We start from the raw sequence: 20,532 nt of genomic DNA on the forward strand, positions 1-20,532 counted from the left end.
GGCCGTCCGCGTCAGCGGGCGCCGGCCGCCTGTTCCACGAAGGCGATGACTTCCCCGGCCTTCCACGGCTTCGGCATGAAGCGGGCGTTGCGCGGCAGGCGATAGGGTCGCTCCAGCGCCACGCCGGACGTCACGCAGATGGCGATCGTCGGCCAGCGCACCGCCACGAAGGCGGCGAGTTCGACGCCGTTCAGCGGCCCCTTCAGCCTCACGTCCGAGAACATGGCGGCGACGCGCTCGGCATGCTCCTTGAGGTAGTCGAGCGCGGCATCGACGGAATCGACCGCGACAGCCGGGAGGCCGGCTTCCCCGATCATCTCGAGAGCCATCTCGGCCAGCAGCGGATCGTCCTCGACGATCAGAACGATGGACGGCTTCTCCATGGTCGACGCCCTTCACACTCAACGGACCGCAAGCCCCGCCGCGGTCGCGGGACGCTCAAAGCATGTCGCGTTCCCGCGACGACACTCCAGCTCGAAAAACCCAGCGCCGACGCCGACTTGAGTCGGATCGCCGCTTCAACCCCGGTTCCGCTGACGACCGGCCTGCAACGCCGCCGGAGCCGTATCACTTCGTCCCCGCCGTCGCCACGGGCAAGAGTCGCCACAGGCAAGAGTCGCCTCGGGCAAGAGTCGCCCCGGCCAGGAGTCGCCCTGGCCAAGAGCAGCATCGGATCGCCCGGGATCGCCCCGGCGGTCCCGATCAGGCGCCACGGGCGACCGGCGGGGTACAAACGTCACCTACCCCGACCTGCAACAGAAGATAAGGCCCGGGCGCGGCGATTTGTGGATCGCACGCGCGCTCCGCCCTGTCATTGGCCGCTCCGCGGCCGACATATCCCGAGCGGGGCGGCGAGGGCCGCCGCGCCAGCGAGGGAGAGGTCGGGATGTTCATCGCCATGAACAGGTTCAAGGTGGTCAAGGGCGAGGAGAAAGCCTTCGAGGACCTGTGGCTCAACCGCGAGAGCCACCTCGACACGGTGCCGGGCTTCGTCGAGTTCCACATGCTGCGGGGCCCCGAGCGCGACGACCACACGCTCTACTCGTCCCACACGATCTGGGCCGACCGGGACAGTTTCTCGGCCTGGACGACGTCCCAGCAGTTCCGCTCGGCCCACGGCGGCGCCGGTTCCACGCGGCAGATGTACCTCGGCCACCCCGAGTTCGAGGGCTTCGACGTCATCCAGACCCTGGCGAGCCGGAGCGGTGCGGCGACGTGAACCGAACCCTTCGGTACGGTTAAGCGTTGGTTGCCCGCATGTCCTTGCGGCATTGCCTTGGGGCGAAAGTCGGTCGATGTCTATCGCGAGGCGTGCGACGGTGCGAATCGCTCGCGCGGCCGGCCGCCGGACGATCTTTTTGGGGAGATAGGGTGATGCGCGTGAACGGCGATCGTTTCGGGCTCCGCGGGCTCGCCGCGGCCCTGCCCCTCGCGGCTCTGCTGACGGGCGCGAGCCTGGCCCCGGCCTTCGCGGCCGGGCCCTTCACGGGCTTTCCGGGCGAGTGGACGGGCTCGGGCGACATCACGATGTCGGACGGCTCGCACGACCGGATCAAGTGCAAGGCGAGCTACTCGGTCGGGCCGAGCGGCCAGGCGCTGAACATCAACGTCAATTGCGCCAGCGACAGCTACCGGGTGAACATCATCGCCAACGTCGTGGCGCAGGGGGAGAACTTCTCGGGCACCTGGCGCGAAACCACGCGACAGGTCGACGGCGACGTTTCCGGGCGGGTGCCGGCGCCGGGCCAGTACCAGGCCAGCCTCAAGGGCACGGGCTTCGGGATCGAGCTCGCCGCCAGCAGCAACGGGCACCAGCAGGCCATCACCATCGTGTCGCAGGGCACCGACGTCCAGAACGTCAAGATCACGCTGCGCAAGGCCTGAGCACCGCCCGGGCGCGGCACGGCCGCGCCCGGCGGTTTCAGGAGGCCTTGAGGCGGGCGAGCCGGGACACCAGCGGATCGAACAGGGTCCGCTTGCCGCGGCGCGGCTCGCTGCGCCCCATGACGGTCCGGGCGATCTCGTTGAAGGTTTCGGCGACGCGGCCGCCGGGCTCGACCTCCCCGAGCATCTGGCCGTTGTTCGACGCCGTGCCGAACAGCTTGGCGTCGAAGGGCAGCGTGGCGCTCGGCTGCAGGTCCAGGGATTTTGCGAAATCCGAGGCGGCGATCTCGGGCCGCTTGGGCACGCCGATGCCGTTCAGCACTAGCTTGGGGACGGCGTCGTTCGGCCGCCCGTTCTTCAGGACGTCGATGAGGTTCTTGGCGTTGCGCAGGTTGGCGAGGTCCGGCGCCGCCACCACGATGACCTCGTCGGCCCCGATCAGGGCCCGCCGGCTCCAGGCCGTCCAGCCGTGCGGCACGTCCAGCACCACGACCGGCACGGTCGCCCGCAGGATGTCGAAGAGGCCGTCGAAGGCCGTCTCGGTGAAGTCGTAGGGCCGCTCCAGCAGGGCCGGGGCGGCCAGGATGGAGAGACGGTCCGTGCACTTGGACAGGAGCCGGTCCACCAGGTTGGCGTCCAGCCGGTCCGGGGCGAAAACCGCCTCGGCGATGCCCTGGGGCGGGTCCTGGTTGAAGTCGAGTCCGGCCGTCCCGTAGGGCAGGTCGAGGTCGACGATGGTGGTGGCGACGTCGAAGAGGCGCGAGATCGACCAGGCGACGTTGTGGGCCAGCGTCGAGGCGCCGACGCCGCCCTTGGCCCCGGCGACGGCGATGACGCGGCCGATGGGGTTGGCGGTGCCGTGGTGGTAGAGCTGCGACAGGGCCTGCACGAAGTCGAGCACGGCGAAGGGCGCCACGAGATAGTCGCTGACGCCGCGGCTGATCAGTTCCCGGTAGAGGACGATGTCGTTGAGCCGCCCGATCACCACCACCTTGGTGCCGCTGTCGCAGTACTCCGCCAGCTTGTCGAGGTGGTCGACGAGCGTGCTTCGGTCGCCGTTGGTTTCGATGACGATGAGGTTCGGCGTCGGGGAGATGCGGTAGGCTTCGACGGCGGCCGGGGCCCCGCCCATGTGGACCTTGACGTGGGCCCGGCTCATGCGGCGGTCCGCGATGGCCTCGTTCATCAGCCCGGCGATCTCGGCGGTCTCGCAGAAGGCCTGGACCGAGATGCGCGGCAGGGGCGGGATGGCCCGGGCCGCGGCGGATTCGGCGAGGGCGCGGGCGGGGACGGGAACGTCGGTCATCAGTTGTTTCCGACAGCGCCGATCGGCGACAGGGATGTCCGGGTCCAGCTCGTGCTGGGATCGAGGCCGAGCGGGGTGGGACTGGTCTGGTCGCCGCGCAGGTCCTTGATGGCCCGCGTCCGCATCACGACGTCGCTGGGGTCCTCGGCCCGGGGCCGCACGAGGTCGCGCGGGTCGTCCATCTGGGCCGCCAGCGTCTGCTGCGTGGCGCAGCCGAGGTTGTAGTAGGTGCGGTTCTCCCACCCGTCGGTCGACGAGCCCGAGGCGAGGTCGCTGGGCCAGTCGCCGCAGCGGCTGGCCGCCCGCGCCTGCAGCTTGACGAAGCTGACGCGCAGCACCGAGGCGAGCTTGGCATCCGTCGTGACATAGGAGCCGACCTCGATGTCGCCGGTCACGCCCGAGGCCGCCAGCCCGCGGCGCACGGCCGTGAGCGTGGCGTCGGCGGCATGGGCGTTGCCGGGCCCGCGCGGCACCAGCACCTGGATCAGGCCCTCGCCATGCGCCCGGTAGTCGGCCGAGAAGGCTTCGAGGTCGTGCTTCTGGCGGTAGTCGAGCTGTCCGCCCACCCCGATGAGGAAGATGTCGATCGCCTGCCGGGCGTTCACCAGGGCCACGGGGTGGCGCTCGTGATAGTCGGCCGGGATCGCCGAGGTGGCGACGGCGCGGTCGGGGTGGGAGCAGCCGGCGACGGGAAGCGCCAGCACGGCGAAGAGCGCGGCGGCGGCGGCATGCCGGCGGGTCGGCAGCGCGGGCAGGAAGGGTGCTGTCATGGCGGGGATCCCGGTGGGGCGACGGGCGGAGCGGCCGTTCAATCGTTGATGAAGCCGACGCGGCCCCGGTAGCCCCTGGCGAGCTCCGGGTTGCCCGCCGTCGAGTAGATCCGGTTCATGCGGCCGAGCAGCCAGGACTGGGGGTCGCTCGGGTCGGTGAAGCCGTCGTCCGGCTTGCTGACCTGGTCGGGCCGCAGCGTCTTGGCGAGGTAGGGCGTGACGATGATCATCAGTTCGGACTCCTGCCGCTGGTAGTCCCGCGAGCGGAAGAGCGCGCCGAGGATCGGCAGGTTCATCAGCCCGGGCGTGCCCGAGATGGCCTGCTGGCTCGCCTGCTGGATGAGGCCGGCCGTCACGATGGAGCCGCCGGACGGCAGTTCCACCGTCGTGACGTTGGTGCGGTTGCGGAACCCGACGGTGTTGGCGCAGCCGGACGCGGAAGCGTAGCTCGGGTCGGGTTCCGCCACCTGGGTCTCGATGTGCAGCGAGATGCGCCCCTCCGACAGCACCGTGGGGGTGAAGTTCAGCGTCACGCCATAGGGCGTCTGCGTGTAGGTGGTGGTGCAGACCTTGGTGGTCGGATCGATGGAGCTGCTGGTGGCGAGGGGCAGCGTGCCGCCGGCGGTGAAGCGCGCCGACTCGCCCGAGACCGCCGTCACGTTGGGTTCGGCCAGCACATGGGCCACGCCGGTGCGTTCGAGCGCCTGGATGGTGGAATTGAGGGCGTTCTTCTGCCCGACCCAGCTCAGGGCCGCGTTGAGCCCGTTGGAATAGGCGGAACTCCCGACGTTGTAGCTGTTGTTGGCGCTCGGCAGGCCGAAGCTGCTCGCCGAGCCGGAGAAGCCGCCGGTGTTGACGCTGCCGCCGGTGAGGCTGATGCCGAGCTGCTTCAGCACGGTGCGCTGCACCTCCACCACCTGCACCTTCAGCGTCACCTGGTCCTGGCCGCGGATCACCAGCGAGTTGATGATGGAACCGCTGACCACGATGGGCGTGCTCGAGAACGAGACGCTGGAGCCGCCGCCCGACGAGGACGCGCCCCCGCCCGCCCCCACGGCCGTGTAGCCCGTGAAGGCGCTGGCGATGTCGTAGGCGCGCTGCGCGTCGACCGCCGACGCCACGGTGCCGGTGAGGATGATGGTGTCGTCCACCGCCTGCACCCGGATGTCGTTGTCGGGCATCACGGTCTTGAGGATGCCGGACAGCTCGCCGATGTCGCGCCCGATCACGTTGATCTCGAGCGTGGCGAGCTGCCGGCCGCCCTTGTCGAGGGCGAAGATGGTGGTGGGCCCCTTCGTCAGCGCCATCACGTAGAGGCGGCGGGCCGAGCGGACCACGGCGTTGGCGACTTCCGGCCGGCCGACGAAGACCTCGGCGGCGTCCTCCGGCAGGTCCACGATGATGGACTTGCCGACCGGCATGGTGAAGCGCTGGGTCCGGGCGTCCGGGGGGACGGCCAGGAACGGGGGAGCGGGTGTCGAGGAGGCGTTCCTGACCTTCGGCACCAGCACGGGGGCCTGGGCCAGGGCCGGCACGGGCGGCACGGCGAGGGCGAGCGCCGCCGCGAGGGCGAGGCCCTGGGCGCCCGGCGAAGCCGCGACCAGGCCGGGTCCGACGGTCGCCGGCGCGAGCACGCCGCGCAGGGCGGCCGCGGCGGAGCGCAGGGAGCGGGGACGCGTCATCGGCCGTGGTCCTCGCTGATGTTGCCGTAGCGCACGACCGAGAGCCCGTGGCTGGCCTGCCGCGCCGCCACGGTGCCGGCCTGGTGGGCGTCGAGCATCGAGCGGAGCACGAGGGACAATTGCCCGGTGCGCTGCGCCAGGATGACGACCTCGGCCTGCTCGGGGTCGAGCTCCAGGGTGGCGTTGGAGCCCACCACCACGGGCTGGCCGTTCTTCTCCTGGACGTTCTGGCCGATGGCCAGGACCTTGACGTTGCTGAGGAGCGTGTCGGTCAGGTAGTTGTCGCCGCCCGTCGGCGCGGCGCCGGGCTTGGGCTCCTGGCGATAGGTGCGGACCACGTCGACGCGGTCGTTGGGCAGGATGAAGCCGCCCGCCGTGGTGGCGCCCTGGCTGTCGATGTTGATGGCGACGGCGCGCATGCCGGTCGGCAGGATCGCCGACATGAAGCCGGAATTGTCGCCCTTGATGAGCTTCTCGGTCCGCACGAGCTCGCCCTGGAACAGGGCGCTGCGGACGATGGAGCCCTTCAGCTCCTCGAAGGCCTGGGGTTTCTGGCTCCTGCGCAGCGTGTTGGCCGGCACGCTGTCCTTCGGCCAGCTCTGCCAGGCGAGGTCGCTCTCGGCGATCTTGGTCCCGAGCGGCAGGTCGCGGGCGGCCGCCACCACGTCGTCCGTCGTGGGCGGCGGCGGCGGGGGCGGCAGGGCGGCGACCGGGGCCGGCGGCGGTGTGCCGGGGCCGGTCGCCAGCATGAAGGCCCCGCCGGCGGCGGCCAGCGCCAGGAACAGAACGATGATGCGCGACTTCTTCATGACCTGGCCTGGGGGCGCGCCGGGACCGGCTCGCTTCGTCCCGGACTCAATCAGCCAAAGGTCAAGTTATGGTTAATCGATCCTGACCGAGTTTAAGGGGACGGGGCCGGAAGCACGGCCCCGGAGGCCGCGCAGGCCACGACGGTGAAGACGTCGGTCGTGCGCCAGGCCAGTCGGCCGTCCGCCTCGGCGAGGTGCCGGAACGGCACCGGCGGGGACCAGAGCCGGGCTTCCGTCCCGGGCGGGGCGGCGGCGAGCTGCGAACCCGGCGCCACGAGGCCGGCGGGTCGGCGCGGGTCGGCGCAGAACCGCGTCACGGCCTCCGGGGTCAACCGCACGGCGTCGCCCTGCCCGCTCCCGGCCGCCAGGGACACGTCGGACGGGCGCGCGAAGCCCAGCCCGAGGAGCAACCGCGCGCGGTCGGCCCATTCCAGCGCGAGGCCGCGCGAGAACAGGCCCGGCGCCCCCTGCACGGCGTTGAAGAAGGCCGGCCGGCGCGCCAGGAACCAGGTTTCGCTGTCGTCGCCGATCCACAGCAAGCCGCCCGGCCCGGGCGGGAGGGCGTCGTCGAGCGCGGCGGCGCCGCCACGGGCGTCGACGACGCGGCGCTCGTCGTTCCGGCTGTCCCAGACGAGAGCCGCCAGCGCGGCGGCGAGGACCACCCCGGCGCCGAGGGCGAGCCGGCGGGAGCGTCGCGCCGGCCCAGCGCCCGGCGCCAGCGCCAGGGCGGCCGCGGCGGCCACGAGCGGCGACCCCACGGCGCCGGAGGCCAGGACGTAGGGCCAGGGCCCGACGGCCGTCCAGGCCCGGCCGAGCGGCAGCAGCAGCGCCACCACGGCGGCGGCGCCGACCAGCGCCGCCGACCCGGCGAAGACCAGCGCGGCGCCGAGCGCCCAGGCTGCGACCCGGGGCGACACGGCCCGGAGGCGGCCGGCCGCCGACAGGGCCGCGAGCCCGAGGGCGAGGCCGGCCAGCGCGACCGCGAGCCCGGGCTCCGGCTGGGTCGCCCAGGCGCCGACCAGCGCCGCCAGCGTCAGCCGCGCGCCGGCGTCGCCGCGCCACAGCCCGACCACCGACAGCATCAGGCCGGCATTGCCCAACACGCCGAGCAGCCACAGCGCCCGCCAGGGCTGCAGCTGGGTCACGAGGACGCTCATCACGCGGTCGCCGAACAGCAGCGACAGCACGAGGCCGGCGAGGGCCACGCCGGTGCCGCCCCAGAACAGCGCGCGCACGCCCCCCGGCGTGCCGCCCGGCCGATCCCCCGCGAGCCCGCCGGCGAGGATCGCGGCCGCGGCCCGGCAGGCGATGGGTGCGAAGGCATCGGCGGGCCAGAGCGTCGGGAACAGGTTCACGCTGCGCGCCCGCAGCACGTCCGCCCAGGCCGGATCCATGACGACGAACAGCCGGTCGAACAGCGGCAGGCCGCAGGCCGCCGCCAGCAGGCCGGCGGCGAGGGCGGCGGCGAGCCCGACGGCGAGCGGCGCGACCCGGCGGGCGCTTCCCAACACCAACAGGGCCGCCAGCGCGAAGCCGGGCAGCGCCATCAGCGGATGCAGGCCGGCGGCGAGCACCAGCAGGGCGAGGCCGGCGAGCGGCCGGCGCGCCAGCAGCGCCGCCAGCCCGCCCAGCACGGCGGCTTCGGCGAAGAGGCGCGGCGTGGCGATGGCTTCGGCATAGCCGAAGGTGCCGCCCGTGCCGTAGTCGGCCGGAAGCGCCAGAACGGCGAGCACGACCGCGGCGGCGACCCGGTCCGGCGCCAGCCGGCGCGCCAGCGCCACGGCGGCCGCCAGCCAGGCGAGGAGCCCGATCCCGACGAGCGCCATCGAGACCCGGTCGGGGGGAGCTGCGCCGAGCAGCGCGCGCATCAGCGGCCGCAGCAGGCTGAAACCCGTCTGGGCGTCCTCGGAGAACAGCAGGTCGCGCCCGAGCCCGCCGGGATCGCGGTCGGCGAGGCCCCGCCCGATGTAGATCCGCGCGTCCTGGACGAGGCCGGCATAGGGGTGCAGGACCAGCATCGCCGGCACCAGCAGCGCCCAGGTGGCGAGCGGCCCAGTGCGCCAGCGCGGCGGGGGCCTCGTCGGGGTCTCGGTCTGCGCCATGGGTCGGCCTCGTCGGGGGCGGCCTCGCCGCCCGGCCGGCCCGGGGCGATCGGCCTCCTGGTAGGAGAGCGATCCTTAAGGGCGGGTTCCGGGCCGGGCGAGGCCGAAAGGCCGTGTTTACCTCGTCTCAAGGTCCCGGGCCCCATGCTGTCGGCCATGACCCAGATGGCAGACAGCGGCCGCGCCAGGCCGAGCTTCGCGAGCGGCGGCCGCCGGGCCGAACTGCGGCGCGCCGCGCTGTTCCTGGCCGTCGGCGGCCTCGGCCTCGCCGCCGATGCCGCGATCTTCTCGGCGCTGCAGGGGCTCGACGCGTCGCGGCCGGCCGCCCGGGCGGCGTCGCTGGCCTGCGCGACGCTCGTCACCTTCGCGCTGAACCGGCGCTACACCTTCGCCGCCACGGCGCGGCGCGGCGGCGGCGACCTCGCCCGCTACGCCGCCGTGACCCTGCTCGCCCAGGGGTTCAGCTACGCCCTGTTCCTCGCCCTGTCGGCCGCGGCGCCCGCGCTGCCGGCCCTCGCGGCTCTGGTGGCGGCGGCGGCGGCCGCCACGCTGCTGTCCTTCACGGGCCAGCGCTTCTTCACCTTCCGCGGCGCCTGACGCCGACCCCTCCCGAGACCCGAGCGCATGCGCCCCGATACCGATATCCTGATCGTCGGGGCCGGCCCGGCCGGGCTGACGGCCGGCTACCTCCTGGCCAAGGCTGGACGGGACGTGCTCGTCGCCGAGCGGGACCCGCGCTACGTCGGCGGCATCAGCCGCACGGTGGACTACAAGGGCTTTCTGTTCGACATCGGCGGACACCGCTTCTTCTCGAAGTCGCGCGAAGTCGTGGCGCTCTGGGACGAGCTCCTGCCGGACGACTTCGTCGAGCGGCCGCGCCTGTCGCGGATCTTCTACGGCGGCAAGTTCTACGCCTATCCCCTCAAGGCCTTCGAGGCGCTGCGCAACCTCGGCCTGCTCACCAGCACGGCCTGCATCGCATCCTACGCCCTCGCCAAGCTGCGGCCGGTGGCGGCCCCGCGCACGTTCCACGAGTGGGTGCGCAACAACTTCGGCGAGCGGCTGTTCTCCATCTTCTTCAAGACCTACACCGAGAAGGTGTGGGGCCTGTCCTGCGACGAGATCTCGGCCGATTGGGCGGCGCAGCGCATCAAGGGCCTCGACCTGTTCTCGGCCGTGATCGACGGGCTGCGCCGCTCCCTGAAGCTCAAGCGGCGCGACGGCACCGCCACCAAGACGCTGATCGAGTCCTTCCGCTACCCGCGCCGCGGCCCCGGCATGATGTGGGAGGCGGCGGCCGCCAAGATCGCGGCCCGCGGCGGCCGCATCGCCATGGACCGCAGCCTCGACACGCTGGCCTGGGATGCCGGCACCGGGCTCTGGACCGCCGTCTTCGTATCGGGCGCCGGCGAGCGCTCCACCGTCACGGCGCGCCACGTGGTCTCCTCGGCGGCGATCCACGACCTCGTCGACGCCCTGCGCCCCGCCCCCATCAGCAAGCTGCACGCCCGGGCGTTGCGCTACCGCGACTTCCTCACCGTGGCGCTGATCGCCCGGACGGAGCGCGACTTCCCGGACAACTGGGTCTACATCCACGACCCCGCCGTCCATGTCGGCCGGGTGCAGAATTTCCGCTCCTGGTCGCCCGAGCTCATCCCGGAGCTGGGGCACACCTGCCTGGGCCTCGAATATTTCTGCTTCGAGGGCGACGGCTTTTGGGCCGCCACCGACGCCGACCTCGTGGCGCTCGCCAAGCGCGAGATCGACCACATCGGCCTGATCTCGTCGGCGGACGTGGTGGACGCCTGCGTGGTGCGGCAGCCGAAGGCCTACCCGGTCTACGACGAGGGCTATGCCGACAAGGTCGCCACGGTGCGGCTCGAACTCGAGCGCGACTATCCGACCCTGCACATGGTGGGGCGCAACGGCCTGCACAAATACAACAACCAGGACCATGCCATGATGACCGCCATGCTGACGGTCGAGAACATCCTGGCGGGGGAGCGGAAGTTCGACGTGTGGCAGGTCAACGAGGACGCCGAATATGGCGAAAGCGGCCACGCCGGGGCGCGCGAGGCCCTGAAGAGCGAGCGGCTGGTGCCGCGCCGCGTGGGTGCCGCCGCCGCCTGAGGCGGGCGGCGGCCGCGCCCAAGCGGGGCAGACCGGCCCCCTACCCTCAAACCGCGACGGCCCCGGCGGGAACGCCGGGGCCGTCGTTGCGTCTGGGACAGGAAGCCGGGACGGCCCGTCAGGCGTGGGCGGCCGCCAACCAGGCTGCCGTCTCGGGATAGAGCGCCAACCCGGCCACCGCGAGGGCGATGCCGTAGGGCACGCCGTTCCCGGCCGTGTGGATCCGCACCGCCCAGGCGCGCGTCGCCAGGAGCGGCGGCAGGTCGCGTTTGCGCAGCATCAGGATGCCGAGCGTCAGCCCCGCCCCCAGGATGGAGGCGGCGAGGCCGTATTCATAAAGGTTCGCCCAGCCCAGCCAGACCGCGGTCGAAGCCGCCAGCTTGGCATCGCCGCCGCCGATCCAGCCGAAGGCGAAGAGCGCGAAGGTGAGGACCAGCACGGCGGCACCGCAGGCCAGGTGCATGGTCAGCAGCGTGGCGAGGGGCATGCCGGACGCGAGCGCGACCGCCGCGAAGCCCAGCACCAGCGCGATCGACACCCGGTTGGAGATGGTCATCGTCAGGAGGTCAGAGGCCGCCGAATAGGCCATCAGCAGCGGAAACAGCACCAGAACGACGATGACCAGCATGGCGCGCCTCGGACCTAGAGCAGATCGCGATCAGGTCGAGTCACCCGATCGCGTCACGATGCTCGCAAAAACATAGCGATAATGCAGTATCGGCTTTCCCCGAGCCGCCTTGGCGACTGCAAGCCGATGAAACTGCTCTCGACTCGAAGCTGGAGCGCATTCGCCGAAGGCGAAAGCGTGCTAGAGCTGAAATCGCGAGCCAAGGCGAGCCGCGACAGTTCCAGAGCCTGTCGGGCCATCGTTGAAGCGGAGCTTCGACGTGGTCCCGCGAACAGGCCATGCGTTGCAACTGGCCGGTGCCGGCAGCAGCATGACACGTGCCAGGGCGCTTTCGTGATCGACGACGAAGGGCCGGCGGACGGACCAACGGATCCGGCCCTTCTCAGGCGTGGAAGCCGGGCGGCCCGGTCGTGCGGGTCGCCGGGGAAGCAGAGAGGCCCGGCGTACCGGACCGAAGCCGACCCGGCGACCGCGCCGTGCTCGGCTCAGGTCAGGGCGCTCTGGATCTTGAGGAACTTTGTGTTCAGTTCCTTGCCGATGGTGGTCAGGACCGTGATGAGGACGACGCTGATGAGGCCGGCGATCAGGCCGTACTCGATGGCGGTCGCTCCGGACTCGTCTGCGGCGAAGCGCTTGATGGCGTTCATGGGGGCTCCAGTCTGTTGAACCTTCACCCACGCGCGAATATGCGCCCGGGCTGAGGCCAAACTAGGTCCCAGGGATTGCAAAGCCGTTAAACGGACGAGCGAGCGCGCGCCGACCCAAACGGGTCGACGACCCGTTCGGACCCACGGTCCCACCAAACATCATGTCCCGAAGCGGACCGTCGCCCGCCGGAGGCTCACTCCGGCCGCCGTGTCACCCCGAGCTTATGTTGAAGCGCAGCTTCAACATAAGGCTCTGGACGAACTCGCTGTTTCGCTTCGGCCCACGCCCGCGATCGCGCGACGTCCCTTAGGTCCCAAGGGCGGTCGAGATCGTGGTGAACTTGGTGTTGAGCTTGGTGCCGATAGCGCCCAGCACCGTGATGATGACCACGCTGATGAGACCGGCGATCAGGCCGTATTCGATGGCGGTGGCGCCGGACTCGTCGTTGGCAAAGCGCTTGATGATGTTCATGGGGTGCTCCTGGCTTTGAGACCTTCACCCGCCAGCCACACCAGCGGTGGGCTCGGGATGAAGCAAACCTAGGTTTCAGAGCTTGAAGAGCCGTTAATGCGGCAGTCCAAACCGATCACCGTGCCGGGTTTCGGAGCTGTCTCTGCCCGGCGAAGACTTCCATCCCGCCATCGAACACCAAAGCTCGGAGGCTTTGTTCCATCTCTGAGCGTTTTTATCCGGCTTCCGTGGCTCGAACACAACGTCATGTTGTCCGAGCCGGCGGCAGGCTGCGACCTCACGCAGTGAGGGTTCGTTAACGCTCTTCCGACAGTGTTGCTCGGAGGTGATGGACAGCGATCGGAGGACCTCGGCCATGCGACCCGCTCGCATCCCGCCGTCGATGGGACGGAGACGGCCACGGGCCCTGCTGGCCCTGGCCTTCGGGGCTCTGCTGGCCGGCGCCAGCGCGGCGCAGGCACAGGAGACCGCCCTGACGGTGCTGCTCGACCGCGCCCAGATCATGGCCTATCCGCCCACCACCGCGACCATCATCGTGGGCAACCCGATCATCGCCGATGTGACCATGTTGAGGAACACCGGACAGGTGATCCTGACCGGCAAGGGGTTCGGCGACACCAACCTCCTGTTCCTCGACGGGCACGGCGCCATCCTGCAGGAGGCCCGCATCCGGGTCCGGGAGTCGCCCTCCGTGATGGTGGTCCAGCGCGGGGTCGACCGTGAAACCTTCGCCTGCCACCCGCGCTGCGAACCCACGGTGGCGCTCGGCGACAGCACCGCCTTCCTCCAGCGCACCATCGGCGACATCCAGGCCCGCAACGCCCAGGCGACCGGAGCCGCCGCGGCGACCGGCGGCGGCCAGCACTGAATGCTCGTGACCGAAGGCCCGTGACTCCGAGCAGGAGCTTGCGGGCACGGGTTCGCCCCCTTCACAAACCCTGAGCCCGCCTGACGCCCTCGTCGGGGCGGAGTTTCAGCTTGGGTCCGCGATGGGAGCGCGGTGGCGTTCGGCCACTTCGCTTCGACGCCTGTCGGCACGGGAGCCCGTCAGGCTGTCGCCGAAGCGGAGCTTCGACTGAACCTGTGAACAGGCGCGCATCCGAGAGCTGGCGTGTGTCGGCAGCGGCATGCCGCGCCTCGACGGGGCGCGCCCGCCCGAAGGGTGCCGCAGAGGGCGCAAGACGGGCTTGGCGCCCGCCGGCGACCCACGTCCGGAATGCGGTGCCGGCCGGCGCCCGGCTCTCGATGGCAAGCGGGAAGCACTGCGCCGCTGGCGACAGTGTTCCGGGGCCATAGCGAGACGCGGCACGCGGCCCGCGTCGGCGGGGGATCAGCCGGCGAACATCCAGTCGAAGGCCGCCATCGGCGCGGCCGCGCGCGGGGCCTCCTCGCGCCGGCGAACGGCGCCCGGCGAGGGGACCGACACCGGCGCTACGGCGTGGGCGCCGCGCAGGTCGAGGTAGCGGCGGCACTTGAGCATCACGGGGGCGACCTGCGTGGGCTCGACGCGGGCGATGGTGCGGGTGAGCGCCGGCACGGCACCGCGGAAGAGGTCGAGCACGATGTCGACGCGCCCCTCCGCGGCAGCGCGGTGCGTCAGGGCGTACCGGACGGTGTTGGTGAAATCGGGGAAGGCGTCCATGCTCTGTCGTCTCCCGCGGGAGTCTGCGATGACGGAAGATCGCACGGCATGGTTAATCCGCGGTTAAAGCCGCCGGCGGAGGGGCGGACCGCCCTCACTCGTCCCAGGGCTGGCACACCTTCGGCACCACAACGGTGGCGGAACCCGCCGCGAGTTCCAGGATGCATTCGAAGTGATGCGTGGCGTCGCGGATCACCAGCGTGTCCTTGGCCTCGCCGAACAGGACCTCGTAGCTGTCCCGGTTGTGCGTGCCCTCGCCGCAGGGCGCCTTGCGGCCGATCTCCCGGCCTGACTTGTTGTGCAGCGGCTGGCCGGCGTCGTTGAACCAGACGTAGCAGCCCTTGAAATCCGGGGATTCTCCGACCTGGAAGGCGGCCGCCGACCCCGCCATGGCGACCGCCGCCACGGGGGCCAGGCCCGCCACGACGATGGCGGACAGGAAGCGGCGGAACGCAGGCGACATGACAACCTCGACGGGACGGCGCCTCATGCGGCGCGCGCCTTCCCTATCACCGGGGCGCCGCCCGCGCCACACGCGGTGGCGCTGCGTAGGGAAGAGCCCCCCTCACCGCCACAGGCCGGCGACGCCGGCATAGAGGCCCAGCGCAACCGTGACGGCGATCACCGCCGCCACCACGACGTTGTAGACGCCGCTGAGCCGGAAGGGCTCGGGCAGACGCCGCGCCAGGAGATACAGGAAGCCCAGCACGATGGGCAGCAACAGGGCATTGAGCACCTGTACGCCGACCGCCAGCGACACGATGTCCACCCCAACGACGATGAAGGCGGCACCCGCCACCAGCACGGCCGCATAGGCGACATAGAACCATGGCGCCTCGCCCATGGGCTGGTCGAGCGCATGGCCGAAGCCCAGCAGTTCGCCGAGCGTGCGGGCCGCCGTCAGCGTCACCACGATGGCGGCGACCAGCGCCGCGCCCGAGATGCCGACGCCGAAGGCGACCCGGCCGGCCGCCGTGCCCAGGACCGGCGTCAGCGCGTCGGCGATCTGCTGCACGGTGTCGAGCGACCCGGTCCCGCCGCGGTGCTGCAGCGCCGCCGCGCAGGCCACCACCACGGCCGCCATCACCAGTTGGGTGACCACGGCCCCGATGGCGGTGTCGACCCGCTCCGTCGCGATGTCGCTCGCCTTCAGGCTCTTCTCGACCACGGAGGACTGCTGGTAGAAGACCATCCAAGGCATGATGACGGCACCGATGTTGGCCGACACCAGCAGCATGTATTTGGGATCGGTCAGCGGGATCGACACGGCCTGGCGGCCCATCTCGCCGAGATCGGGATGGGCCCAGACGGCGACGCCCAGGAACACCACCTCGAAGGCGCCGGCGCCGAGCGCGATCCGCTCGACCGAGCGGTAGGACCCCGTCACCGCCATCGCCGTCAGCGCCACCACCACGATGGCCATCGATGCCCAGGACGGCAGGCCCAGCATGGCGCCGACGCCGGCGAGCCCGCCCATCTCGGTCAGCAGGGCGCCGATACAGGCCACCACCAGGGTCGACACCGAGACCCAGGCCCAGAACGTGCCGAAGTGGCGGCGGATGAGGCCGGCATGGCTTTCGCCCGTGACGGCGCCGAGCCGAACCGTGAGCTCCTGGACGATGTAGAGCACCGGCACGAGGACGAGTTGCAGCCACAGCAGGCGGTAGCCCCATTGCGCCCCGCTCTGCGCCGCCGTGACGAGGCTGCCGGCATCCGTGTCGGCCAGCATCGCCACGAGGCCCGGCCCCGCGATGGCCGCCAGGTGGCGCCACGAGAAGGTGCCGATGCCCCGGGCCGGGGCCGTGCGCCGCGTGTCGTCCATCGATCCTGCTTCCCGGCCCGCGGCTCGACCGGCCAGCCGCCCGGGCGTCGGAGACCGTGGGCGACGGCCGGCCCCGTCGCGCCCCGGCCCTACGCCCGCCCGCGCCGGGAAGTTGCACGGGCGGCAGGCGACCCGGTGACGCTACTGGAGCGGGGCGCCGTTGATCTTGACCGGTCCGCCGCCGAACTCGATCAGCCAGCCCAGGCTGCCGTCGGGGTTGGGCTTGGCGAGGTTCTTGGCCAGCACCAGCGGGCCGAGCACCTGGCCGGCACCCGGATCGGTGGCGGCCAGCGCCTGCAGGGCCGCGATCTCCTTGTCGAGCCCCGTCCCCGTGACGGTGACGCGGCCCGCGAAGGCCGGCGCGAAGCTCGCCTGCCCGTCCATCCTGAGGTCCAGCATGGCCGTGGTCAGCCGGCTCGGCGCCAGCGTCACGGTGCCGTTGCCGGGCCAGAGCGCCCGGCCGGCGACGGCCTTCTGGTCGGGGGTGATGACCACGTCCTTGGCGAGGTCGACGGCGTTCACGGTCGCCAGCGCCGCCTCGGCGGCGTGGAAGCCGTCCACCGTCACGTGGAGGTCGAGGGCAGTCGGCACGAGGCCCGACGACCACGGCGGGAGCTGCCCGGGCGGCACGGCGAGGTCCGAAAGGGAGAGCGCCACGGCGGCACGGCCCGTCGCGGCGAGGCCCGAGGCATCGATGCCGGCGGCGAAGGACTTCGTCGAGACGACGCCGACCGGCGTCGACGCCGCCAGCACGGGCAAGGTGGCCTTCAGCTTCAAGCTGTCGACATAGGGCAGTCCGGCGCGCAGCAGGCCCTTGAGGTCGTCCTGGGCCGCCACCAGGCTGTCGTGGGTCGGGTGGGCGACGACGAAGGCCCAAAGGTCGAGGAGGGCGCCGGCGCGCAGGCTGCCCAGGCTCACGTCCTGGACGCTGCTCGGCGCCGTGACGGTGATCGCCGTGCCGGTCCGGCTCGGCGGCGGCACGGCGGGGTTGCCCGGGGTGGTGCCGGCCGGGGCCGGCGCCGCCTTGAGCATGATGTCGGAGGCGAAACCGGTCGCGGCGTAGTGGGCCGTGGTCGTCACGGTGCCGCCCTCGGCGGCGACGCCGGTGCCCGCCCAGGTCGCCGTCTCGCTGCGGGTGTTCTGGTCCAGGGTCGGCGAGGTCCGCACGGTGGTGGTGCCGGCCTGGTGCTGGTCGAAGCTCGCGAAGGTTCTGAGCTTCGGGTCGTAGACCCCGTCGAAGCTGCTGGACGTCGCCGCGAAGCTCAGCGTCTGGTTGCCGGCATGCACCACCATCGGCGGGCTGTCGTCGCCGTGGACCTTCCAGGTGCCGTCGGGCTGCGGCGTCAGCAGCGTCTTCGACGTGTAGGGGTCGAAGGTGATGCCGAAGCTGTCGAGGCCCGCCGCGGCGCGCTTCACGTCCACCGTCACGGCGTAGGACTCGCCCGCCGGCACCACGCTCACGCCGCTCGGCTGGCCGGGCGCCGGGTGACTGACATAGCGCTCGAAGAGCGCCGTCAGCCGGGCCGCCTCCTCCGGTGTCGCCGGGGCGGCCGCGGCCGATACGATCGGGATCGCGGCGACGGCGAGACCTATCAGGAGCGTTCTGGCCATCGGGCCCTCTCGGTTGAATGCCCAATCGGCGGGCGGAGCGGCGCGGCGGCCGGAGCGGCGCACCATAGAGCAGGTCCGGCCTGCCAGGAAGGCGGCGTCGCCGGCCGGGCCGGGCCGGCATTGCAGTGCGGGATGGCGCGAAACCGAACGGCCCGCCGGGCGTTGTGCCTGCGACAATACGGCCGGCTGCCGCGACGAGCGCAGCCGCGTCGCCTCCGACGCAGGGCATCTCGATCATGATGGGCTTCACCACTCGCGGCACGGTTCGCCGCATGGCGCGGGTCGCCATCGCCGGTGCGGCGATGATGGCCGCCGTCCAGGGCGCATCGGCCGACGACGCCGGCGTCCACGACTTCTTCTCGGCCATCTTCGGCGGCGGCCAGACCCAGGCGGCGCCCGCGTCCGAGTCGGCCGCCCCGGCACCCGGCTACGACGCGCCCATGCGCCGCGCGTCGCGGCCCCTCACCGTCCGGCTGCACCGGCCGAAGCCCAGGATCGTCTACGTCGATGCCCCGACCAAGCCGGCCCCCGTCTCGATCTTCGAGGACAGGACGCTGCGGCGCGGCGACGCCGTGATGACCGCCAAGGGCGTGCGGATCTTCGCGGGTTCGAGCAGCTGGCCCTATTCGGAACGGGACTTCGTCGGCCTGACGGATGCCAGCCAGGTCAGCAAGGACACGTCCAAAGTCCTGGCCCAGCTCGACAAGCTGCCGCGCGGCTGACCCGCGACGGTGCCGCGGCCCAGCCGGGTGGAACCCGGGCGGCTTCGGCGCATTGTGGTGTCGAACAATCCGTGAACATGAGGCGCAGGCCATGGCCGACGACACCGACCACCCCGACCACAATCCCAAGCTGGATCCCGATCCGGGCTCCAACACCGTCAAGGACCCGGACAACTGGACCACGGGCGGCGAGCCCATGACGGGCGCCCAGGCCTCCTACCTCAAGACGCTGTCCGAGGAGGTGAAGGAGGAGGACGAGGGTTACGAGGACGGGCTCACCAAGGCCGAAGCCTCGAAGCGCATCGACGCCCTGAAGAAGAAGGCCGGACACTGAGCCGAGCCGGCACCCTCGCCGCCACATCCATCCGGCCGCGCCCCACCCGGCGCGTCCGTCTGCGCGACGCCGCTGGCGCCGTGCTGGTCGTCGGTGCCGCGACGGCCTGGACGGCCGCCATGGCGCTGTCGAACCTGCGTTGGTACTCGGGCCTGCTGAAGCCGACCTTCGCGCCCGGACCCTGGCTGGCCGCCCTGATCGGGCTGGTGTTGGCCGTCACGGTGGCCTGGGGCCTCATCCGCATCCTCGGCCGCCCCGACTACCTGCCGGACCGGCCCGGGGCGCTGCGCATGGCCTGGATCGCCCTCGGCCTGTCGGTCCTGTGGTCGTGGCTGTTCTTCGCCGGACGCCACCCGAGCCTGGCGCTGGCCGTGGCGGGCGGGCTCGGCATCGCGGCGGCCTGGGCCGCCCTGCGCTGCGCCGCCGTCGACCGCCGCGCCGGCCTGCTGTTCCTGCCCTTCACGCTGGCGGCGATCTTCGTCTTCCTGCTCGACCTGTCGATCGCGCTGCGCAACGGCTGACGGCCGTCTGTCCCCGGCGGATCCCCCGGCGAGGTCAGCCTTCCACCACGCCGATGAACGGCAATTGCCGGAAGCGGTGGGCGGCATCCATGCCGTAGCCGACGACGAAGAGGTCCGGGCAGGTGAAGCCGACGACGTCGGCTTCGAAGGCGACGGCGCGCTTGCCGGGCTTCTCCAGCATCACCGCCACCAGCACCCGCCGGGCGCCTCGTGCGAGCAGCAGGTCACGGGCGAAGGCCAGGGTGCGGCCGGATTCGAGGATGTCGTCGATCAGCAGCACGTCGCGACCGGCGACGTCGGATTCGATGTCGCGCACCACCGTGACGGTGCCGGAGGAGGTGGTGCCCGCCCCGTAGCTCGACAGGTGGATGAACTCCACCTGCGGGGCGAGGCCGGCGCCGTGCAGCGCGCGCAGCAGGTCGGCGGCGAACATGAAGGAGCCCTTGAGCACCGCGACGGCGAGGAGGTCCCGCGGCGCGAGCTCCGCGATCTCCCCGGCGATGCCGCGCGTCCGCGCCGCGATCGTTTCGGCGTCGTAGAGCGTGCGGATGGCGGGCTCGGTCACGGCATCACCTGTCACCCGGCATCACCTCCGCCACATGGCGTTCGGCCGCGTGTCGCGCCCCGGCCGGAGCTTCGGCGAAACTGACGGCGAGGTCCTGCCCGTCGCGCGGCGGAGCGGAGAGCCGGCTGCGGAACTGGACCGTTTCCCCCACGGCGAGCTGGGCTTTCGGCGCGGGCGAGGTCCAGTAATAGAGCTCGCGACGGCTTTTGTCGCGGACCACGATGCGCAGGGCCGGGACGGCGGTGGGACCGGCGCGGAGGTTTGTGATCTGCCCCTCGAGCGTCAGCGTCGGGGGGCCGTCGCCGGTCACGATGGTGGAGCGGATCTCGCCGAGGCTGAGCCCGCTGAGGTTCACCGGCAGGCCCAGCGTGGCGAACACGGCCTGGCTCGGCGGGAAGGCGGCGACGAGGCTGGCCTTGGCGGCCACCGCCGCCATGCCGGAGCCGAGCAGCGCCACCGCCAGCACCGAGGCGGCGACGCCCGGGGGCAGCCGCAGGCGGGAGCCGCGCTGCTGGCCACGGGTGTCGCGCTTGGGCGCCGCAGCACGGGCCGGAGCGCGGCGGGAGAAGCGCGCCGCCGCCACGATCTCGGGGCCGGCCGACGGGGTGTCGCGGGGCGGCGCCACGGCGGCGGCGGGCGGAGGGTCGAAGACCCAGGCGTCGCGGCAATGGGCGCAGCGCAGGATCTGCCCGGCGGGCAGCAGTTCGAGAGCGATATCGTAGCCGCTCGCGCAGGTGGGGCACCGGACCAGCATGGTTTGCCGCGTGTCGGAGGGGGAGGCTGGACGCCGGGACGCGTCCTCTGTCCCCCCAGGAAGCGCCAACGTGGTTAAGGCGCGGTTACGCGGCCCGTGCTAAGGTCGGTCTCGTCAGGGGAATCGGGGAA

At 71.9% G+C, this 20,532-nt stretch carries 23 protein-coding genes; 8 read left to right on the forward strand and 15 right to left on the reverse strand.

Annotation, left to right across the window (positions count from 1 at the left end):
* Positions 1-11 precede the first annotated feature (11 nt).
* Positions 12-383, reverse strand: coding sequence for a response regulator (locus tag D3272_RS00565; RefSeq protein WP_129217130.1), 372 nt, complete (start codon positions 381-383; stop codon positions 12-14).
* Between the two features lie 503 nt (positions 384-886).
* On the opposite strand from D3272_RS00565, the gene hmuQ reads away from it, so the two are divergent.
* Both hmuQ and D3272_RS00575 read left to right on the forward strand, forming a co-directional pair.
* Positions 887-1,219: a heme-degrading protein HmuQ gene (hmuQ, locus tag D3272_RS00570; RefSeq protein WP_129217131.1), complete on the forward strand. Its 333-nt coding sequence runs from the start codon at positions 887-889 to the stop codon at positions 1,217-1,219.
* Between the two features lie 155 nt (positions 1,220-1,374).
* Positions 1,375-1,884, forward strand: a complete 510-nt coding sequence (locus D3272_RS00575) for a hypothetical protein (protein WP_129217132.1) — start codon at positions 1,375-1,377, stop codon at positions 1,882-1,884.
* A gap of 37 nt (positions 1,885-1,921) precedes the next feature.
* Here the strand turns inward: D3272_RS00575 and D3272_RS00580 are convergent, their stop codons facing one another.
* From D3272_RS00580 to D3272_RS00600, 5 genes are all read right to left on the reverse strand, one after another.
* Positions 1,922-3,190, reverse strand: a complete 1,269-nt coding sequence (locus tag D3272_RS00580) for a CpaE/TadZ family protein (protein ID WP_129217133.1) — start codon at positions 3,188-3,190, stop codon at positions 1,922-1,924.
* The gene (locus tag D3272_RS00585) at positions 3,190-3,960 is read right to left on the reverse strand and encodes a CpaD family pilus assembly protein (RefSeq protein WP_129217134.1); all 771 of its coding nucleotides are present in this window, start codon (positions 3,958-3,960) and stop codon (positions 3,190-3,192) included. The genes D3272_RS00580 and D3272_RS00585 overlap by 1 nt, the downstream gene beginning before the upstream one ends.
* 38 nt (positions 3,961-3,998) lie before the next feature.
* The gene (locus D3272_RS00590) at positions 3,999-5,642 is read right to left on the reverse strand and encodes a type II and III secretion system protein family protein (protein ID WP_129217135.1); all 1,644 of its coding nucleotides are present in this window, start codon (positions 5,640-5,642) and stop codon (positions 3,999-4,001) included.
* A complete protein-coding gene (gene cpaB / locus D3272_RS00595; protein ID WP_129217136.1) occupies positions 5,639-6,451 on the reverse strand; it encodes a Flp pilus assembly protein CpaB in 813 nt (270 codons plus the stop codon). Before cpaB ends, D3272_RS00590 begins: the two co-directional genes overlap by 4 nt.
* 92 nt (positions 6,452-6,543) lie before the next feature.
* Positions 6,544-8,553, reverse strand: coding sequence for a hypothetical protein (locus tag D3272_RS00600; RefSeq protein ID WP_165361152.1), 2,010 nt, complete (start codon positions 8,551-8,553; stop codon positions 6,544-6,546).
* A 144-nt stretch (positions 8,554-8,697) separates the two neighbouring features.
* Between D3272_RS00600 and D3272_RS27090 the strand changes: the two genes are divergently transcribed.
* Entirely contained in the window at positions 8,698-9,150 is a 453-nt protein-coding gene (locus tag D3272_RS27090) for a GtrA family protein (protein ID WP_165361153.1), read from the forward strand.
* 27 nt (positions 9,151-9,177) lie between these two features.
* Positions 9,178-10,683: an NAD(P)/FAD-dependent oxidoreductase gene (locus tag D3272_RS00610; RefSeq protein ID WP_129217139.1), complete on the forward strand. Its 1,506-nt coding sequence runs from the start codon at positions 9,178-9,180 to the stop codon at positions 10,681-10,683.
* A gap of 118 nt (positions 10,684-10,801) precedes the next feature.
* On the opposite strand, the gene D3272_RS00615 is transcribed toward D3272_RS00610, so the two are convergent.
* The 3 genes from D3272_RS00615 to D3272_RS00625 form a co-directional block, all read right to left on the reverse strand.
* Entirely contained in the window at positions 10,802-11,311 is a 510-nt protein-coding gene (locus D3272_RS00615) for an A24 family peptidase (protein WP_129217140.1), read from the reverse strand.
* A gap of 485 nt (positions 11,312-11,796) precedes the next feature.
* Positions 11,797-11,958 (reverse strand): Flp family type IVb pilin, encoded by a 162-nt coding sequence (locus D3272_RS00620; RefSeq protein ID WP_129217141.1) that lies wholly within the window; start codon positions 11,956-11,958, stop codon positions 11,797-11,799.
* A gap of 307 nt (positions 11,959-12,265) precedes the next feature.
* Complete coding sequence (locus D3272_RS00625) at positions 12,266-12,430, reverse strand: Flp family type IVb pilin (RefSeq protein ID WP_129217142.1); 165 nt, start codon at positions 12,428-12,430, stop codon at positions 12,266-12,268.
* Between the two features lie 355 nt (positions 12,431-12,785).
* On the opposite strand from D3272_RS00625, the gene D3272_RS00630 reads away from it, so the two are divergent.
* On the forward strand, positions 12,786-13,298 hold the full coding sequence (locus D3272_RS00630) for a pilus assembly protein N-terminal domain-containing protein (protein ID WP_165361154.1): 513 nt from the start codon (positions 12,786-12,788) through the stop codon (positions 13,296-13,298).
* Between the two features lie 462 nt (positions 13,299-13,760).
* On the opposite strand, the gene D3272_RS00635 is transcribed toward D3272_RS00630, so the two are convergent.
* The 4 genes from D3272_RS00635 to D3272_RS00650 all read right to left on the reverse strand — a co-directional run bounded on the left by D3272_RS00635 (position 13,761) and on the right by D3272_RS00650 (position 17,505).
* Positions 13,761-14,072, reverse strand: a complete 312-nt coding sequence (locus D3272_RS00635; RefSeq protein WP_129217144.1) for a hypothetical protein — start codon at positions 14,070-14,072, stop codon at positions 13,761-13,763.
* Positions 14,073-14,166: 94 nt separating this feature from the next.
* The gene (locus D3272_RS00640; protein ID WP_129217145.1) at positions 14,167-14,535 is read right to left on the reverse strand and encodes a hypothetical protein; all 369 of its coding nucleotides are present in this window, start codon (positions 14,533-14,535) and stop codon (positions 14,167-14,169) included.
* 102 nt (positions 14,536-14,637) lie between these two features.
* Complete coding sequence (locus D3272_RS00645) at positions 14,638-15,894, reverse strand: NRAMP family divalent metal transporter (protein WP_245496300.1); 1,257 nt, start codon at positions 15,892-15,894, stop codon at positions 14,638-14,640.
* Positions 15,895-16,035: 141 nt separating this feature from the next.
* Entirely contained in the window at positions 16,036-17,505 is a 1,470-nt protein-coding gene (locus D3272_RS00650) for a hypothetical protein (protein ID WP_129217146.1), read from the reverse strand.
* Positions 17,506-17,741: 236 nt separating this feature from the next.
* Here D3272_RS00650 and D3272_RS00655 point away from each other — a divergent pair, with 236 nt between their 5' ends.
* The 3 genes from D3272_RS00655 to D3272_RS00665 all read left to right on the forward strand — a co-directional run bounded on the left by D3272_RS00655 (position 17,742) and on the right by D3272_RS00665 (position 19,082).
* On the forward strand, positions 17,742-18,227 hold the full coding sequence (locus D3272_RS00655) for a hypothetical protein (protein WP_129217147.1): 486 nt from the start codon (positions 17,742-17,744) through the stop codon (positions 18,225-18,227).
* 91 nt (positions 18,228-18,318) lie between these two features.
* Positions 18,319-18,561, forward strand: coding sequence for a DUF3072 domain-containing protein (locus D3272_RS00660; RefSeq protein WP_129217148.1), 243 nt, complete (start codon positions 18,319-18,321; stop codon positions 18,559-18,561).
* A gap of 80 nt (positions 18,562-18,641) precedes the next feature.
* Positions 18,642-19,082 (forward strand): TspO/MBR family protein, encoded by a 441-nt coding sequence (locus tag D3272_RS00665; RefSeq protein ID WP_129217149.1) that lies wholly within the window; start codon positions 18,642-18,644, stop codon positions 19,080-19,082.
* A 34-nt stretch (positions 19,083-19,116) separates the two neighbouring features.
* Here D3272_RS00665 and hpt read toward each other — a convergent pair whose 3' ends face one another.
* Both hpt and D3272_RS00675 read right to left on the reverse strand, forming a co-directional pair.
* Positions 19,117-19,647 carry a hypoxanthine phosphoribosyltransferase gene (gene hpt / locus D3272_RS00670; protein ID WP_129217150.1) on the reverse strand — a complete coding sequence of 177 codons (531 nt, stop codon included), beginning with the start codon at positions 19,645-19,647 and terminating at the stop codon, positions 19,117-19,119.
* 4 nt (positions 19,648-19,651) lie between these two features.
* Positions 19,652-20,401, reverse strand: coding sequence for a hypothetical protein (locus D3272_RS00675; protein WP_129217151.1), 750 nt, complete (start codon positions 20,399-20,401; stop codon positions 19,652-19,654).
* Positions 20,402-20,532 lie beyond the last annotated feature (131 nt).

Source organism: Lichenibacterium ramalinae (assembly GCF_004137085.1).
Lineage (GTDB): Bacteria > Pseudomonadota > Alphaproteobacteria > Rhizobiales > Beijerinckiaceae > Lichenihabitans > Lichenihabitans ramalinae.